Origin of the sequence: Massilia aerilata (assembly GCF_042656905.1) — a bacterium.
GTDB classification, from domain to species: Bacteria; Pseudomonadota; Gammaproteobacteria; order Burkholderiales; family Burkholderiaceae_D; genus Telluria; species Telluria aerilata.
Genome location: NZ_JBHSMZ010000006.1, coordinates 233,973 through 250,076 on the forward strand (window position 1 = coordinate 233,973; position 16,104 = coordinate 250,076).

Genomic DNA, 16,104 nt, shown 5'->3' on the forward strand with positions numbered 1-16,104 from the left:
TACATGAGCCCGCTTGCACCACCCGTCGAGAATGGTCCGACGCCCAACGCAAGCATGAATTTTGTCCAGGACAAATGGAAGCGCTGCCAAAGAGAATAAAGCGGTGCCGAAGGCGGCCCCGGCAGATGGCGCGTTCTTTGTTGCAAATTCACAATGAGGGCTGGCCTCAGCGCACCAGGTCCATCTCGCCGACTGCGCGTTCAAGATCTTCCAGGCACACCGGCTTCTTCAGGTGGCGGTCGAAACCGGCCGCCAGCGCGCGCCGCACGTCCTCGGGCTGGCCGTAGCCGGTCACCGCCACCAGCCGGATCCCGCCCTGTCCGGCCAGTGCGCGCGCCACCTCGTGGCCGGAGATGTCGGGCAGGTCGATGTCGACGAAGGCCACCTGCGGCAGCGCATCCGCGGCCAGCGCGATCGCGGACCGGCCGTCGGCGGCGCTGCCGACCGCGCAGCCGCGCGCGGCCAGCAGCGCGCACAGCATCTCGCGCAAGTCCTCGTTGTCCTCGACCACCAGCACCCGCAGGCCGTCCAGCGCCGTGGCTTCGGGCGCAGGCAGCTCGGCCGTGGCCGCCGTTTCCTGCGCCAGCGGCAGGCGCACCGTGAAGCTGCTGCCCTGCCCGGCGCCGGCGCTAAACACGGCCACCGAGCCGTGCTGCTGCTCCACCAGCGACTTGACCACCGCCAGGCCGATGCCGAGGCCGCCCTTGGCGCGGCTGCTCACCTTGCCCTGCACGAACACGTCCCAGACGCGCGGCAGCAGTTCGGCGTCGATGCCCTTGCCGTCGTCGCGCACGACCAGCTCCGCCATGCCGCCCTGGCGCCGGGTGCTGACATGGATATGGCCGCCGGTCTGGGTGTACTTGGCGGCGTTTTCGACCAGGTTGCCGATCACCTGCTGCAGGCGGGTCGGATCGCCGTTCACCCACAAGGGCTCGAGGTCCAGCGTCAACGCGTGTCCGGCGGTCGTGCCCTGGGTCTGCAGGGTCAGGGCCGCTTCGCGCACGGCCGCGGCCAGGTCCAGCGGCGCCAGCGCCAGCACCACTTTGCCGCTCAGGACGCGGTTGGCGTCCAGCAGTTCGTCGACCAGGTGCGCGAGGTGGCGGCTCTGGCGCGCGATGATCTGGTGCGCGCGCCCGGCCGCCTGGCCGCCCGCTCCCATCTGGATCAGGGCGATGGCCGAACTGATCGCGCCCAGCGGGTTGCGCAGCTCGTGGCCCAGCATGGCCAGGAATTCGTCCTTCGCGCGGTTCTGCGCCTCGGCCACGCTGCGCGCCGTCTGCACCTCGGCCAGGTGCTTGCGGCGCCCGGTCTCGGCCTTCTGCAGGCGGCGCGAAACCGCGTGCAGGACCTGCTGCAGGCTGTTCAATTCGGTGATGCGCAGGTCGGCCGGCGGCGGCAGCCAGCCTTCGGCCATGCCTTCGGTGGCGGCGCCCAGGTACTCCGTGGCCGCCAGCAGGCGCCGCGCGAACAGGATCGCCCCCGCCAGCGCCAGCACCACCGCGCACAGCAGGGTCGCCGCTGTCAAGGAAACCGCGCTCGCCGCCGTGGCCTCCAGTTCACTCACCGGCACGCCGACCACGGCGGTCCAGCCGGACAGCGAAGAGCGGGCCAGCGCCGCCGCCATCGGTGGCGCGCCGTCGCGCCCTGGCAGTTCGGTCCGCGCGGCGCCGCTGCGCAGCACCTGCAGCAGTCCGGGGCTTGCGCGCGCGCCGACCGATGCGCTCGAAACCTCGTTACGCGCCAGCGCGGCGCCGTCGCGGTCGAACACCGACACTTGCCAGGAAGCCGGCACGTCGCGCGGCAGCAGCCGGTTCAGGTGCTGGATGTCGAACCACTGGTCGAGCAGCACCCGGCGGCCGTCGTCGAGGGTCAAGGGCAGCTCCGCCGAAATCACGTAACGGCGGCTGGCGCTGCCGACGATCAGGTTCGACACGGTGGGCCGCTGGCGTTCGAACACGCCGCGCACGCGCTGCAGGGCCGCGGCCGGCGGCGGCGGGATCGGCTCGCCGTAGGGCAGCACGGTATTGAACAGCTGCTGGCCATCCTCGCGCAGCACCGCCGTCTGGCGGCCGGTGCCGGCGTTGGCGCTGCGGGCCTGGCGATAGAAGTATTCGAAATCGCCCTGGCGCAGGCGCGCCGAGGTGGCCAGGGCCTGGCCGGAGGCGATCGCCGCCGTCAGTTCCTGGTCCATCGCCAGCACCGAGGCGCGCGCCAGTTCCTGCATCCCGCGCAGCACCGCGTGGCGCTCGGCGTCCAGCAGCAGCTTGATGGCGACGCCGGCGCCGATGATCATCGGCAGGAAGACCGCCGCGGCAAGCAAACTCAGGTGGGTGCGCACTCTCATGGTGTCGTTTCGATCCTCGATTGGCCAGGATAGACTCGGGCAACGTTCCATTTTATATTCGGCAAGTTTTTTCATGCCGCACGGCCGAGCAAAATCGCTTGCGGCCCGCCACGGCAGTCTTTACGCCCCTCTTTTCCGGCATTGCGCGAAGGGCCGCGCTCGCGTAGCATCCGGGGATTGCCTGCTCACAAGGCGGCATCCGAGAATCCGGGAGACCCATGAAAACCGAAACCCTACCACTACCCTACACACAAACCCGTTCCTTCCTCACCGTCGCTCTGATCGAGCTGTGGGAGCGCTTCGGCTACTACGGCATGCAGGCGCTGATCGTCTATTACATGGTCGAGCGCCTCGGCTTCGAAGACAGCCGCGCCAACCTGGTCTGGAGCGCGGCCGCGGCCCTGATCTACGTCGCACCCGCCATCGGCGGCTGGATCGGCGACAAGGTGCTGGGCACCAAGCGCTCGATGTACCTCGGCGCCATGGTCCTGACCGTCGGCTATGCGCTGATGGCGGTGCCGACCGAGAGCACCCGCTTCCTGTTCTGCGCCCTTGGCGTGGTAGTGGTCGGCAACGGCCTGTTCAAGCCCAACACCGCCAACCTGGTGCGCAAGATCTACGAAGGCGACGATTCCAAGATCGACTCCGCCTTCACCCTGTATTACATGGCGGTGAACGTCGGCTCGACCGTGTCGATGCTGGCCACGCCGTGGATCAAGGACTACGTCAACGCCGCCTACGGCAGCAACCTGGGCTGGCATGCCGCCTTCGCGGTCTGCAGCGTCGGCCTGGTGCTGGGCCTGTTCAACGTGCTGTTCATGCGCGCCACCATCGCCCACGTCGGCAGCCTGCCGGACGAGCGTCCGCTGCAGGTCGGCAAGCTGCTGGCCGTGCTGGCCGGCGCCGTGGTCGTCGTGTTCGGCTCGGCCGAGATCCTGGAGAACCAGGCCCTGGCGCGCGCCTTCGTCTACCTGGCCGGCCTGGTGGTGCTGGGCATCTTCGTGCACCTGATCCGGAAGAGCGAGCCGAGCGAGCGCGCCGGCCTGATCGCGGCCCTGGTGCTGACCCTGCAGACCGTGTTCTTCTTCATCTTCTACCAGCAGATGTCGACCTCGCTGTCGCTGTTCGCCCTGCGTAACGTCGACCTCGACTTCAGCGTCTTCGGCGCCCACCTGTGGACCTGGTCGCCGGCCCAGTTCCAGGCCCTGAACGCGATCTGGATCATGGTGCTGAGCCCGGTCCTGGCCTGGGTCTACTCGGCCGCGGGCCGCACCGGCAAGGACCTGTCGATCGCCGGCAAGTTCGCGCTCGGCTTCGCCGCGGTGGCGGCCGGCTTCTTCGCCTACGGCGTGGCCGGCGTGTTTGCCGTCAACGGCATGACCTCTTCGTGGGTGATGATCGCCGGCTACGGCCTGTATTCGCTGGGCGAGCTGCTGGTGTCGGGCCTGGGCCTGGCGATGGTGGCGCGCTACGTGCCGGCGCGCATGAGCGGCTTCATGATGGGCGCCTACTTCGTCGCCACCGGCATCTCGCAATACCTGGGCGGCGTGGTCGCCAACCTGGCCAGCGTGCCGAAGGACCTGACGGATCCGGTGCTGACCCTGCCGATCTACACCAGCCTGTTCAACAAGCTGGGCATGGGCGCGATCGCCTGCACCGTTATCGCCCTGCTGGCGCTGCCGCTGATGCGCAAGCTGACGGCCAGCCACCAGTCGCACCAGTAATACAGTCTCCCCCTCCGGGCGTGCGTCCTGCGCGCCCGTTTCCCCCTCCTTGCCGGGCGCCCGCAGCCCATCCATTCCGCATACTGCTGATCCCGGTCAGGCAGCGATGCCGCGCTGCCGCATAAGCTGAGCGCTGTCTTGTTCCTTCAACCAGCCATCAAGGAGGCCGGCATGCGCCTGTCGTATCTATCGCGCTTATTCTTCGCTGCAACGCTCGCCATCCCCGGCGCGGCCGCGCTGGCGGATCCCCTGTATAACGTCACCGTGATCGGCGGCCTCGGCAGTACCGCCACCGACATCAACCGCTACGGCGATGTGGTCGGCAGCATCACCAGCGGCGGCGTCACCCACGCCTTCGCCTACACCGGCGGACTCTACGCCAACCTCGGCACGCTCGGCGGCCTCAACAGCTTTGCCAACGCCATCAATGACGACGGTCTGGTGGTCGGTGGCGCCAGCACGGCCTCCGGCGACAGCCATGCCTTCGTGTTCTCCGGCGGCAGCCTGCACGACCTCGGCACGCTGGGCGGCAGCGGCAGCGTGGCCTGGGACATCAACAACCATGGCGTGATCGTCGGCAGCGCCAGCGCGGGAACCGAACCCGACCCCTACTACCAGCAGGCCTTCCGCTACGAGGGCGGCAGCATGACCGGGCTCGGCACCCTGCCCGGCGGCGCCGGCAGCGACGCCTATGCGATCAACAACAAGGGCCTGATCGGCGGCGCCTCCTACCAGGGCGAGATCACCTTGCCCGAGTATCCCTACTACGCGGTGCAGTTTCGCGGCGGCATGGTCGATCCGATCGGCGCGCCTGTGGCCGGCAACAGCGCCATCCACGCTCTCAACGACCTCGGCCAGGCGGTCGGCGGCATCCCGGCCTCGTCCTTTCCCCACGGTTCGCACGCCTTCCTGTACGAGGGCGGCGTGATCACGGACCTCGGCGCGCTCGACCCCATGGTCGACGACAGCGGCGCCCGGGACATCAACGAGCTCGGCCAGATCGTCGGATACGCCGCCGTGACCCTCACGCCCGACACCTACGGCTACCACGGCTTCCTGTACGATGCGGGCGCCGGCGGCATGGTCGACCTGAACACCCTGATCGACCCGGCCTCCGGCTGGGAAATCACGGACGCCTCCGGCATCAACGGCGCCCAGCAGATCGCCGCCACCGCCTGCCGCGGCGGCATGTACGGCGACTGCTACGCGGTCCGCCTCGACCTGGTGTCGGCCGTGCCCGAGCCGGGAAGCTGGGCGATGCTGGTGCTCGGACTGGGGGCGCTCAGCCTGCGGCGGGTGCGGCGGCCGGGCGCTCGTTGACGCGTACCGCCGCCGTCCCCGCGCAGGCGGGGCCCGGGTTTGTCCGCGTCACCGAAACGCACGCAGGACTTGGCGGGATCATGCTGGGGGCATTAGTCCCGCCTTCACGGCGACGACGTATTCTGGCGTTGCATTCTCGGGACAAGTTGTGGCGGACAATATGTTGCAAACAGGAAATGTGGTACAGTGCGGAGCAACCTGCGGGCCCAGACGCTGCGCGGCTTCAACCAACGGCCCACGCTCCCGGCCGCAACCGTCCCGAACCATGCATACCTTCGCAAAAGCCGGTCTCGCCCTGTTGGCGTGCGTCCTCACCGCCGGCGCCGCCGGCGCCGAGCCGCACAGCTTCAATTTTTCGCCGGTCAACCAGTACAACCTGAAAGTCTCGGCCAGTTTCTGGAACCCGATCATCCGCTATGTCTCGGAAAAGAGCGGCGTGCGCCTGAACCTGAAGCTGGGCCGCACCTCGGCCGACACCACCAGCTATGTGCTGGCGCGCGAAGTCGATTTCGCCTTCACCAACCACCTGTTCAGCCCGGATCGCGAAAAGATGGGCTGGACCGTGTTCGGCCGCCGCGATGCACCGCCGGTGCGGTCCCAGATCGTGGTGCCGGCCGACTCGCCGGTGAAGAGCCTGGCCGAGCTGGCCGGCGGCACTGTCGTGTTTCCGGGCCCGGAAGCCCTGATCGCCTACAAGGTGTCCTACGCCGAGCTGATGCGCCGCAACGTCAACGTCAATCCCGTGTTTGCCGGGAACATGGACGCCGCCTTCACCCAGCTGTTCGCCGGCCGGGCCCGCGCCAGCGGCGCGAATTCCCAGCTGGTCGAGAACTACCGCGGGCGCGAAAGCAAAGCCTTCCGGGTGCTGTGGAGTTCCGCGCCCTTCAACGACCTGGCGCTGATGGCCTCGCCGCGCGTGCCCGCCGCCGACGTGCGCGCGGTGGCGCAAGCCTTCCTGGGCATGCGCAAGGACCCGGAAGGCCGCCGCATCCTCGATGCCGCCGCCGAACTGGTGCGCTCGCCGCAGCCGCTCGGCTTCGTGGCCGCCACCGACGCCGACTACGCCAGCTACCGGGCGTTCTACGCCAACGCGCCCATCACCCTGCGCTGACTTTCCGGAACCGCCCCATGCCGCTGCCGCGAAATTTGACGCGCCGCTTGCCGACCTCCCTGCTGCCGCGTTCCCTGACCGGGCGGGTGTTCGCCGTCTTCAGCCTCACCATGCTGCTCTTCCTCGGCGCCGGCATGGCCCTGTTCTACCGCTACCACCTGCTGCAACACGTCGAAGAAACCCAGGACGCCGCCCTCACCCTGGTCGAGGTCGCGGCCCAGAACATCGAGGACAGCGTGGTGATCGGCGACTACGACACCGTCAAGCGCACCCTCGGCAAGATGCTGTTCCAGTCGCCGTTCAAGAGTGCGGCCTTCATCGACGTCGGTGGCGGCGCCCTGCGCGTCCAGGCGCCGAAGTTCGAACGCAGGCCGGCCCCGGCCTGGCTGAGCCGGCTGATCGCGTCCAAGCTCTACGAGGTCAACCGCGTGGCCAGCGTGGGCGGCCGCGACTACGGCGTGATCCGGGTCGAATTCGACGCCGACAAGATTGCCGCCCAGCTGTGGGCGCTGGTGCTCGAGACCGCCAGCTTCGCGCTGGTCGCCTTTGCGCTCGGCATGGTCCTGATGCACATCCTGCTGAAGCGCTGGCTGGCCAGGCTCGGCGCCCTGAACTCGTTCGAGAAGGACGTCGCCGCCGGCCGCGTCACCGCCGAGGCCGACCTGCATGCCGACGCCCCGACCGAGATCCAGGAAGCGATCCGCGCCGTCAACCGCAGCGCCGCCAGCCTGCGCGTGCAGTTCGGCCAGCGCATCGATTCGCTCACCAACTCGCTCATGCAGCACAAGCACGCGGTCGACCAGGCCGCCATCGTGAGCGAGGTCGACACGCTCGGGCGCATCCTCGGCGTCAACGAACTGTTCGAGCGCGCCAGCGGCTACAGCCGCGCGGAAGCGCTCGGCCGCGAGCTGCTTGAGTTCGGCCGCCCGGCCGGCAACAGCGCCCCCTGGAGCCCGTCGCCGGAGGTCTGGAACGGCGAGGTCGTGATCAAGGCCAGGACCGGCAGCCTGCAGTGGTACCGCACCATCGTCCCCATCTTCGACGCCGGCGGCAGCATCGAGCGCTACCTGTGCATCGACATCGACATTACCGAGCGCAAGGAATTCGAGCGCGCGATCGTCGAAAACGCCAAGCGGCAGACCCTGATTGCCGACCTGGGCCGCAAGGCGCTGGCCGCCAACGACCTGGACGAGCTGTTCGAGGAAGCGGTGCAGGCCGCCGCGCACGGCCTCGGCACGCCCTGCGCGGCGCTGTTCGAGACTGCGCAGTCCGATACCGGCTTCGGCCGCCAGCTGACGGTGCGCGCCGGCGCCGGCCGCCTGAGCCAGGCCGCCGGCCTGCAGCTGGGCTGTCCCGGCGATCCGCTGGGCGGCGCGCCGGCGGCCGGCCTGCGTCCCTGGTTCGGCCCGCTGGCCGCGATGCACGGCCTGCGCGGCGGGCTGGACGCCGGCGTCGGCCGCTACGGCGTGCTGGGCGCCTACACCGACACCGGGCGCCGCTTCGACGGCGACGATGCCGTGTTCCTGCACGGGATCGCCAACATCCTCGGCACCGCGATCGAACGCCAGGAAGCGCGCCAGCGCCTGACCTGGCTGGCCGACTACGACTCGCTGACCAAGCTGCCGAACCGCCGCCAGCTGGGCAGCTGCCTGGAAGAAGCGATCGCCGCGGCGGGCCGCCATGGGCACCGCGCGGCCGTCATGTTCATCGACCTGGACCGCTTCAAGAACGTCAACGACATGCTGGGCCATGGCGTCGGCGACCAGCTGCTGGTACAGGCCGCGGCCCGCCTGGAAGCCTGCGCCCGCGGCGACAACGTGGTGGCGCGCCTCGGCGGCGACGAATTCGCGGTGGTGCTGCCCTGGCTGGCCGGCGCCGCCAGGGAGGCGCCGGACGCCGCCCTGCTGGCCGACCGCATCATCGAAGCGCTGGCCCAGCCCTTCCACCTGCAGGGCCAGCAGCTGTTCGTCTCGGCCAGCATCGGCATCGCCAGCTATCCGGACGACGGCGCCAGCGCCGAGCAGCTGCTCAAGAGCGCCGACACCGCCATGTACGGCGCCAAGAACAATGGCCGCAACACGTTCCAGTTCTATTCGGCGGCGCTGCACGAGAACGCGGCCCAGCGCATCCAGCTCGAATCGCAACTGCGCCTGGCGCTGGAACGCGGCGAGTTCCTGCTGCACTACCAGCCCAAGCTGGACCTGGCGGGCGGCAGCATCAGCGGCTTCGAGGCCCTGCTGCGCTGGCAGCATCCGCAGCGCGGCCTGGTGCCGCCGCTCGAATTCATCTCCATCCTGGAGGACACGGGCCTGATCCTGCCGGTCGGCGAATGGGTGATCGGCGAGGTTTGCCGCCAGCTGCGCGCCTGGGCAGCGGCCGGCCTGCCACTGCCGCCGGTGGCGATCAACCTGTCGGCGCGCCAGCTGCAGCAGGCCGACCTGGCCGCCGTCATCGAGCGCATCGTGCTTGGCGCCGGCGTCGCGCCGGACCTGCTCGAATTCGAGCTGACGGAATCGATGCTGATGGCGAACCCGGAAGCCGCGGTGGCCATCCTGTGCCGCATCAAGGCGCTCGGCATGCGCCTGTCGGTGGACGATTTCGGCACCGGCTATTCGAGCCTGGCCTACCTGAAACGCTTCCCGCTGGACGCGCTGAAGATCGACCGCACCTTCGTGCGCGACCTGCCGGACGACGCGGACGACGCCGCCATCACCAAGGCCGTGATCCGCCTGGCGCACAGCCTGAGCCTGAAGGTCGTGGCCGAGGGGGTGGAGAACATCGCCCAGCTGCGCGAGCTGGAACAGTACGATTGCGACGAGATCCAGGGTTATTACATCAGCAAGCCGCTGCCGGCCGCGGACTGCGTGGCGTTCCTCACCCGCGAGCAGCCGGTAGCCGCCTGAGATAGAATCAGGGGATGCCAGAACATCAGAATCTCCACCAGGTGGCGTCCCGCGTCGCCGCCATCGAACCCTTCCGCGTCATGGAAATGGTCAAGCAGGCCGCCGCCATGCGCAGCGCCGGCATCGACGTGATCAGCATGAGCGTCGGCGAGCCGGACTTCACCGCGCCCGAGATGGTCGCCCAGGCCGCCATCGACGCGATCCGCGGCGGCGCCACCCAGTACACCGAATCGCTCGGCCTGCCGGCCCTGCGCGAGGCGATCTCGGGGCATTATTCGCGCTTCTACGGCCTGGACATCGATCCGCGCCGCATCGTGGTCACCGCCGGCGCCTCGGCCGGCCTGCTGCTGGCCTGCGCCGCCCTGGTTGCCGAGGGCGACGAAGTGCTGATGCCGGACCCCTGCTACCCCTGCAACCGCCATTTCGTCAGCGCCTTCGGCGGCAAGCCGGTGCTGCTCTATTCGAGCGCCGCGGAACGCTACCAGCTCACGGCCGCCCACCTGGCCGAGCACTGGAACGAGAGGAGCCGCGGGGTGCTGGTGGCCTCGCCCTCGAACCCGACCGGCACCTCGATGACGGTACCGCAGGCGCGCGAACTGCTGGGCGCCGTGCGCGCCCGCGGCGGCTTCGCCATCGTCGACGAAATCTACCAGGGCCTGTCCTACGACGGCAAACCGGTCAGCGCGCTGGCGCTGGACGACAATGTCATCACCGTCAACAGCTTCTCGAAATACTTCAGCATGACCGGCTGGCGCCTGGGCTGGCTGGTGGTGCCGGAGAAGCTGGTGCCGGTGTTCGAAAAGCTGGCGCAGAACCTGTTCATCTGCGCGCCGACCATCGCCCAGCATGCGGCCCTGGCCTGCTTCCGCGACGACGCGCTGGATATCTTCGAGTCGCGCCGCCTGGAATTCCGGCGCCGCCGCGATTTCCTGGTGCCGGCCCTGCGCGAGCTGGGCTTTGCCGTGCCGGTGATGCCGGACGGCGCCTTCTACGTGTACGCGGACATCGCCGGCCTGCCGCACCGCCATGCGGGCGACAGCACGGCCTTCGGCAAGGCGGTGCTGGAAGAAGCGCATGTGGCGATCGTCCCGGGCGATGACTTCGGCTTCGCGGCGCCGCGGCGCCACGTGCGCTTTTCCTACGCCACCAAATACGAACGCATCGAGGAAGCCGTGCAGCGCCTGGCGCGCTTGCTGGGCAAATAACAGTAGGGTGGGCACCCCGTGCCCACGGTTGCATGCAAGCCAACTGCACATCGTGGGCACGGGGTGCCCACCCTACAGGTTCTTAGCTTCGGCGCCGATGAGTGACAGCAGCGCTTCCAGCCCGACCGGCTTGACCAGGTAGTGGTCGAAGCCGGCTTCCATGCCGCGCGCCTGGTCTTCCGGCTGGCCGTAGCCGGTCAGCGCAATGGCCAGCGGCCGCCGGCCCCCTACCGCGGCGCGCACCGCCCGCATCAGTCCCAGTCCATCGAGGCCCGGCAGGCCGATGTCGCACACGATCACGTCGTAGGGCCGTTCCAGCGCCGCCGCCAGGCCGCTGCGGCCATCCAGCGCGGTGACCACCTCGTGCCCCTCGTCGCGCAGGCAGGCCGCCAGCGTGGCGCAGGTATCGGGGTTGTCCTCCACCACCAGGATCCGCTTGCGCCCGCCGGTGACGGCCACTTCGGCCGGGCCGCGGCCGACGCTTTGCTGCCCGGAGCGCGGCAGGCGCACCGTGAAGCAGCTGCCCTGGCCGGCGCCGGCGCTCTCCGCCGTTACCGAGCCCGCATGCATGCCGACCAGGTTGCGCACCACGTTCAGGCCCACGCCCAGGCCGCCCTCGGAGCGCGCCAGCGAGCGCGGCCCCTGGGTAAAGAGGTCGAAGATATAGGGGATGATTTCGGGCGCGATGCCGTTGCCGTTGTCCCTGATCGCGATCGAGACCTGGTCGCCGTCGGCGCGGGCCGCCAGGTGCAGCATGCCGCCGTCGCCGGTGTACTTGGAGGCGTTGGCCAGCAGGTTGGTGAAGACCTGGGTCAGGCGCACCTGGTCGCCCTCGACCACCACCGACTCCGGCGGCAACTCGAGCTGCAGGGTCTGGCGGCGCTCCTGGATGCAGGACTGGGTGGTCTCGACCGCTTGCTGCAGCACGTCGGCCAGCACCAGCGGCTGGGTCGACAGGGTGATCTTGCCGCTGCTGATGCGGGCGGCGTCGAGCAGGTCGTCGAGCAGCTTGGCCATGTGTTCGACCTGGCGCCCGATCACGCGCGACAGCTTGTGCAGCTGGGGCGTGGCGTCGGGCATGCGGTCCAGCAGCGAGGCCGCCATGCTGATCGGCGACAGCGGATTGCGCAGCTCGTGCGCCAGCATCGCGAGGAACTCGTTCTGGCGCCGGTTGGCGGCCTCGGCGTCCTCCTGCAGGTGCTGGGCCTGGACCGCCGCCAGCACCAGGTTCTGGTTGGCTTCGCGCAGCATCTCGACTTCGTCTTCGAGGGCGCGGACGCGGCGCAGCAGGAACTCCTCGGGCAGGGCAACGCGCGGCAATTCATGCGTGCTCGCGCGCTGTTGCGAGGCCGTCCTGTCGTCGTCTAGCGGTTCCATTACGTCCTCGTCCAGGTCCATGCTGCCTCAGCGATTCAGCGTCGGCCGGCCGACCAGCACGCCATTCAATTGCGATGCCTTGGGATAGACCTCGATGCCCTCCGCCGTGATCGCATACTCGCGCAGGTCGCAGCTGTGATCGCAGCCGCGCACCTTCACCACCGTCATGAACTTGCGGATCGCGCCGTCGAATTCGGCGTAGCGCAGCGACAGCACGGCGTCGGTCAGGAAGCATAGCTCGTCCGGACTGAAGCTGGCGCGGGTGTAGTCGTCTTCGATGCCCACCGTGACCAGCGCGGAAACGCCGCGCTTGGCCAGTTCGGCCAGGGTCCGGAATACCGCGACGCGCAGGTCCGCACGCACTTCCGGCGCCAGGTAGAGCCCGATCTCGGACAGCGAATCGATCACCACCCGGGTGGCCCCGCTGCGGTCGATCGCGCTGCACATCTCGTCCATCAGCTCCTCGACGCTGAGCGAGAGCGAGCGGCTTTCCAGCACCGCCACGTGGCCTTGCTGGACGATTTGCGCCAGCTCCGCGTTGCGCAGGCGCGCCGTGCCCTTCTCGAAGAACAGCGCCACGCCTTTCTCGCCGAGCGCCGCGCCGGCCTGCAGGAAGCGGGTGGCCATGATGGTCTTGCCGGCGCCGGTCGGTCCCGAAACCAGCATCGTATGGCCCTGCGGCAGGCCGCCGTGCATCAATTCGTCCACGCCCGGCACCCCGGTCGGGATGCGGCAGGGGTTGCGGCTCACCGGCATGCCCGGCAGCTGGTCGGTTGCCACCGGCGGCAGCAGGCGCGGGTACACGCGGATGCCGTCGTCGCCGATGCGCATGGTGTGGGCGCCCGTCATGTGGCCCTGGCCGCGCATCTTGTTCACGCGCAGCTTGCGCAGCGCCGAGTTGTCGTCCGCGGCCTGGTACAGCGTCATCATGCCGTCGGCCACCGTGATGATCGGATTCGCCTCGACGTCGGCCTGGGAATACTCGCCGATCAGGAAGGTGGTCGCCTGCCAGGTCGCCATGCGCGAACCGAGTTCCTGGATGAACTGCTGGAGGTCGGACAGGCCTTCGTTGCCGCTGCGCGCGCTCTGCATCACGGAACGGAAGGAATCGACGAACACCAGGCCGGGGCCGAAGTCCTCGACCTCGCGCATGATGCGCTCGAGCACGCCCTGGAAATGGCCCGCCCGCAGGTCGTCCGCCAGGTTGACGTAGCGAATGAACGGGCCGACCTTGGCCATGTCGAAGAAGGAAAACTGCTGCTGGTAGCGCAGCATCTTCAGCGGCGGTTCGCCGAGCACCGTGAAGAACAGGGCGCGCCGCTCGGGGCCGGCCAGCGCGAACATCATCTGGTGCGCCAGCGTGGTCTTGCCGCTGCCGGGGGCGCCGGCAATCAGGGTGAAGGAATATTCGGTCAGGCCGCCGCCGAGAAGGACATCGAGGCCCGGAACCCCGGTCGCCAGCAATCCCAGGCGTACTTTGTCGGTCATTTACTTGTGCTCCTGTACATCTTCCGGTCCCTGCTGCTCCGAGGCCCTGGCCTGCTCGAGGAGCCTGGCCGTGAGCGCCTCGCCGATCAGCGACGACAGCTGTCTGGTGAATGTCGCCAGCAATTCCGCGTTCGCGATGTCGGCCACGGCCGGCTCGGTACCGGCCAGGTCGCGCTCGAGCGAACCCAGCAGTCCGACGATCGACTTTTGCGTGGGATCCACGCGCAGCCATTCGTAACGGACCGCAAGCGTACGGAGGGCGCGGCCGAACAAGGCACAAAACCCGTTCTCGCCGATCAGTGTCACCAACTGGCCACTGATGCGGCGCCACGGGCGCAGCCGGTCCACGGGGACGCCCGCCTCAGGCTGCGTCTTTCCGTCATCGCTGGATTGTTGCCGCTCTTTGTCGTCTCTTTCCATGCAGGTCAACTGGGATTTATCTTGGTGCGGCACCGCCGAGGCGGCCAAGGCATGTGGGGCACATTATAGCCGCATCGCCGGCAGGCCACTTGTCATTTCGTGACGATAAATTCCCTTAGTGTGCGGCACTGGCGGCTGCTAACATCCTTGTTCCAGATAACCAGGACAAGCCGCTTCCCATGCCCGACCGCCGATTCCACCTGCCCGGCTTGTTGCGCGGCGCAGTGCTCGCCGCCCTGCCCGCCTTCGCCACCGCCCAGGCCGCCGCCCCTGCCGCCGGGCCGGCCGTCCAGGAAGCGCCGCTGCGCGCCCACCTGGCCTTCCTCGCCGACGATCTGCTGGAAGGCCGGGGCACCGGCCAGCGCGGCGGCGAACTCACCGTGCGCTACCTGGAGACCCAGGCCGCCGCCATCGGCCTGAAGCCGGCCGCCGGCAAGGGCTACCGCCAGAAGGTCGAACTGATCGGCCAGAAGACCCAGGCCGGCAGCATTCTCCGCTTCGAGGCCGGCGGCAAGACCATCGACGCGGCGTTCGGCCAGGGCGCGGTGTACGGCAACGCCAGCGGCAAGGCGGAGACGCGGCTGGACGCGCCCGTGGTCTTCGTCGGCTACGGCATCGATGCCCCGGATGAAGCCTGGAACGATTTCGCCGGCGCCGACCTGAAAGGCAAGCTGCTGGTGGCGATGGTCAACGACCCGCAGCCGACCGCCGCCGAGCCGGCCCGCTTCGGCGGCAAATCGCTGAGCTGGTACGGCCGCTGGACCTACAAGTTCGAAGAAGCCCAGCGCCAGGGCGCGGCCGGCATCCTGCTGATCCACACGACGCCCTCGGCCTCCTACCCCTGGAGCGTACCGGTCACCAGCTTCACCCACGAGCAGTTCCACCTCGCCGGCCCCGGCAACGCGCTGCAGGGCTGGATCAGCGAAGACATGGCGCGCACCCTGTTCAGCGCCGCCGGCCAGGACCTCGACGCCTTGCGCGCCCGCGCCGAAGTCAAGGGCTTCCGCCCGGTCGAACTGAAGGCGACCGTCCACGCGCAGGTGAACAGCGCGGTGCGCCAGGTGGCCGAGTACAACGTGGCCGGCATCGTGCCCGGCACCGAGCCGAAGCTGCGCGAGGAGGCGGTGATCTATTCGGCGCACTGGGACCACCTCGGCGTCGATATCGAGAATGGCAAACCGGACCACATCTGGAACGGCGCCATCGACAACGGCTCGGGCACCGCCGCGCTGCTGGCGATGGCCCGGGCCGCGGTGGCGCATCCGGCGCGCCGCACCCAGGTCTTCCTCTGGCCCTGCGCCGAGGAACAGGGCCTGCTGGGCGCCCTCGCCTACACCCGCGCGCCCCTGTGGCCGCTGGCGAAGACGGCGGCCGACCTGAACCTCGACAGCATGAACTTCGTCGGCCCCACGCGCGACATCGGCGTGCCCGGCGCCGAGCGCAGCACGCTGCTCGATACCGCACGCGCGGTGGCGCAGCGGATGGGTTTGTCGATCGCCCCAGCGGTGCCGGATCTCGGCGGCGCCTACTTCCGCGCCGACCACTTCATGTTCGCGAAGGCCGGCGTCCCGGCCTTCAACGTCGGCTCGGCGGTGTTCTCCGGCGACGGCAGCTTCGCCTTCGCGCACGACGCGGCGGCCTCCAGCGAACGGATGCGCGCGTTCACCAGGGACTACCACCAGGTCAGCGACCAGTTCGACCCGGCCTGGGATTTGACGGGCATGGTACAGCAGGCGCAGTTCACGCTGAACCTGGGGTATGCGGTGGCGAACGGGGCGGCGATGCCGGTCTGGAAGGCTGGCGAGGCGTGGGGGAAGGTGACGCGCTGAGCCGGCGCGGGCGTCATCGCCCTGCCGGGCGTACGCGAATGCTGGAGGATATGCGGTCCCACAGGGCCATTGCAGCCGGCTCCGACAGCGACGAACGGACTGGCTCGCTCTCGCCCCTGCCGGTGACCATGGTCAGCGTCAAGGTGGGCACGTAGACATTGTCTTGGATCCCGTTCACTTCCCAGTTGAAGCCGTAGACGATGGACAGCTTGTTTTCGATGATGCGTTCGACGAGTTCGTCGCCGGTCAGGCCGCCGTCGGGCAACGGGATCATTGGCGCTAAAGGCCTGGTCGGATCAGCCATATCGAAGTCGGCACACAACGGAAACCCTCGATCATGGCACGCCAGCCAGACTCCGCCCTTGAGCGAACACAGCATCTTC

Annotated in this window: 11 protein-coding genes; 6 read left to right on the forward strand and 5 right to left on the reverse strand. The window is 68.8% G+C overall.

The window, feature by feature from the left end:
• Positions 1–166 precede the first annotated feature (166 nt).
• Positions 167–2,344 (reverse strand): hybrid sensor histidine kinase/response regulator, encoded by a 2,178-nt coding sequence (locus ACFPO9_RS10225; RefSeq protein ID WP_379770202.1) that lies wholly within the window; start codon positions 2,342–2,344, stop codon positions 167–169.
• 218 nt (positions 2,345–2,562) lie between these two features.
• On the opposite strand from ACFPO9_RS10225, the gene ACFPO9_RS10230 reads away from it, so the two are divergent.
• The 5 genes from ACFPO9_RS10230 (at position 2,563) to ACFPO9_RS10250 (ending at position 10,607) form a co-directional block, all read left to right on the forward strand.
• Positions 2,563–4,068, forward strand: a complete 1,506-nt coding sequence (locus ACFPO9_RS10230) for a peptide MFS transporter (RefSeq protein WP_379770204.1) — start codon at positions 2,563–2,565, stop codon at positions 4,066–4,068.
• A 138-nt stretch (positions 4,069–4,206) separates the two neighbouring features.
• A complete protein-coding gene (locus ACFPO9_RS10235; protein WP_379770206.1) occupies positions 4,207–5,388 on the forward strand; it encodes a PEP-CTERM sorting domain-containing protein in 1,182 nt (393 codons plus the stop codon).
• Between the two features lie 265 nt (positions 5,389–5,653).
• Positions 5,654–6,499 (forward strand): phosphate/phosphite/phosphonate ABC transporter substrate-binding protein, encoded by an 846-nt coding sequence (locus tag ACFPO9_RS10240; RefSeq protein WP_379770209.1) that lies wholly within the window; start codon positions 5,654–5,656, stop codon positions 6,497–6,499.
• Positions 6,500–6,516: 17 nt separating this feature from the next.
• Positions 6,517–9,402, forward strand: a complete 2,886-nt coding sequence (locus ACFPO9_RS10245; RefSeq protein ID WP_379770211.1) for a sensor domain-containing protein — start codon at positions 6,517–6,519, stop codon at positions 9,400–9,402.
• A gap of 14 nt (positions 9,403–9,416) precedes the next feature.
• Entirely contained in the window at positions 9,417–10,607 is a 1,191-nt protein-coding gene (locus ACFPO9_RS10250) for a pyridoxal phosphate-dependent aminotransferase (protein ID WP_379770214.1), read from the forward strand.
• 72 nt (positions 10,608–10,679) lie between these two features.
• Here ACFPO9_RS10250 and ACFPO9_RS10255 read toward each other — a convergent pair whose 3' ends face one another.
• Genes ACFPO9_RS10255 through ACFPO9_RS10265 form a run of 3 tightly spaced genes read right to left on the reverse strand, consistent with a single transcriptional unit; the run spans position 10,680 to position 13,892 of the window.
• Positions 10,680–11,984, reverse strand: coding sequence for a hybrid sensor histidine kinase/response regulator (locus tag ACFPO9_RS10255; RefSeq protein WP_379770217.1), 1,305 nt, complete (start codon positions 11,982–11,984; stop codon positions 10,680–10,682).
• Positions 11,985–12,011: 27 nt separating this feature from the next.
• Complete coding sequence (locus ACFPO9_RS10260) at positions 12,012–13,472, reverse strand: RAD55 family ATPase (protein ID WP_379770219.1); 1,461 nt, start codon at positions 13,470–13,472, stop codon at positions 12,012–12,014.
• Positions 13,473–13,892: a hypothetical protein gene (locus ACFPO9_RS10265; protein ID WP_379770222.1), complete on the reverse strand. Its 420-nt coding sequence runs from the start codon at positions 13,890–13,892 to the stop codon at positions 13,473–13,475.
• A 179-nt stretch (positions 13,893–14,071) separates the two neighbouring features.
• Between ACFPO9_RS10265 and ACFPO9_RS10270 the strand changes: the two genes are divergently transcribed.
• Complete coding sequence (locus ACFPO9_RS10270) at positions 14,072–15,721, forward strand: M28 family peptidase (RefSeq protein WP_379770224.1); 1,650 nt, start codon at positions 14,072–14,074, stop codon at positions 15,719–15,721.
• Between the two features lie 13 nt (positions 15,722–15,734).
• Here ACFPO9_RS10270 and ACFPO9_RS10275 read toward each other — a convergent pair whose 3' ends face one another.
• Entirely contained in the window at positions 15,735–16,100 is a 366-nt protein-coding gene (locus ACFPO9_RS10275; RefSeq protein ID WP_379770226.1) for a T6SS immunity protein Tli4 family protein, read from the reverse strand.
• Positions 16,101–16,104: the final 4 nt, after the last annotated feature.

Bases quoted from the DNA above. Each gene is read 5' to 3' on its own strand.
- ACFPO9_RS10225 (WP_379770202.1), bottom strand. From the start codon at position 2,344: ATGAGAGTGCGCACCCACCTGAGTTTGCTTGCCGCGGCGGTCTTCCTG.
- ACFPO9_RS10230 (WP_379770204.1), top strand. From the start codon at position 2,563: ATGAAAACCGAAACCCTACCACTACCCTACACACAAACCCGTTCCTTC.
- ACFPO9_RS10240 (WP_379770209.1), top strand. From the start codon at position 5,654: ATGCATACCTTCGCAAAAGCCGGTCTCGCCCTGTTGGCGTGCGTCCTC.
- ACFPO9_RS10245 (WP_379770211.1), top strand. From the start codon at position 6,517: ATGCCGCTGCCGCGAAATTTGACGCGCCGCTTGCCGACCTCCCTGCTG.
- ACFPO9_RS10250 (WP_379770214.1), top strand. From the start codon at position 9,417: ATGCCAGAACATCAGAATCTCCACCAGGTGGCGTCCCGCGTCGCCGCC.
- ACFPO9_RS10255 (WP_379770217.1), bottom strand. From the start codon at position 11,984: ATGGAACCGCTAGACGACGACAGGACGGCCTCGCAACAGCGCGCGAGC.
- ACFPO9_RS10260 (WP_379770219.1), bottom strand. From the start codon at position 13,472: ATGACCGACAAAGTACGCCTGGGATTGCTGGCGACCGGGGTTCCGGGC.
- ACFPO9_RS10265 (WP_379770222.1), bottom strand. From the start codon at position 13,892: ATGGAAAGAGACGACAAAGAGCGGCAACAATCCAGCGATGACGGAAAG.
- ACFPO9_RS10270 (WP_379770224.1), top strand. From the start codon at position 14,072: ATGCCCGACCGCCGATTCCACCTGCCCGGCTTGTTGCGCGGCGCAGTG.
- ACFPO9_RS10275 (WP_379770226.1), bottom strand. From the start codon at position 16,100: ATGCTGTGTTCGCTCAAGGGCGGAGTCTGGCTGGCGTGCCATGATCGA.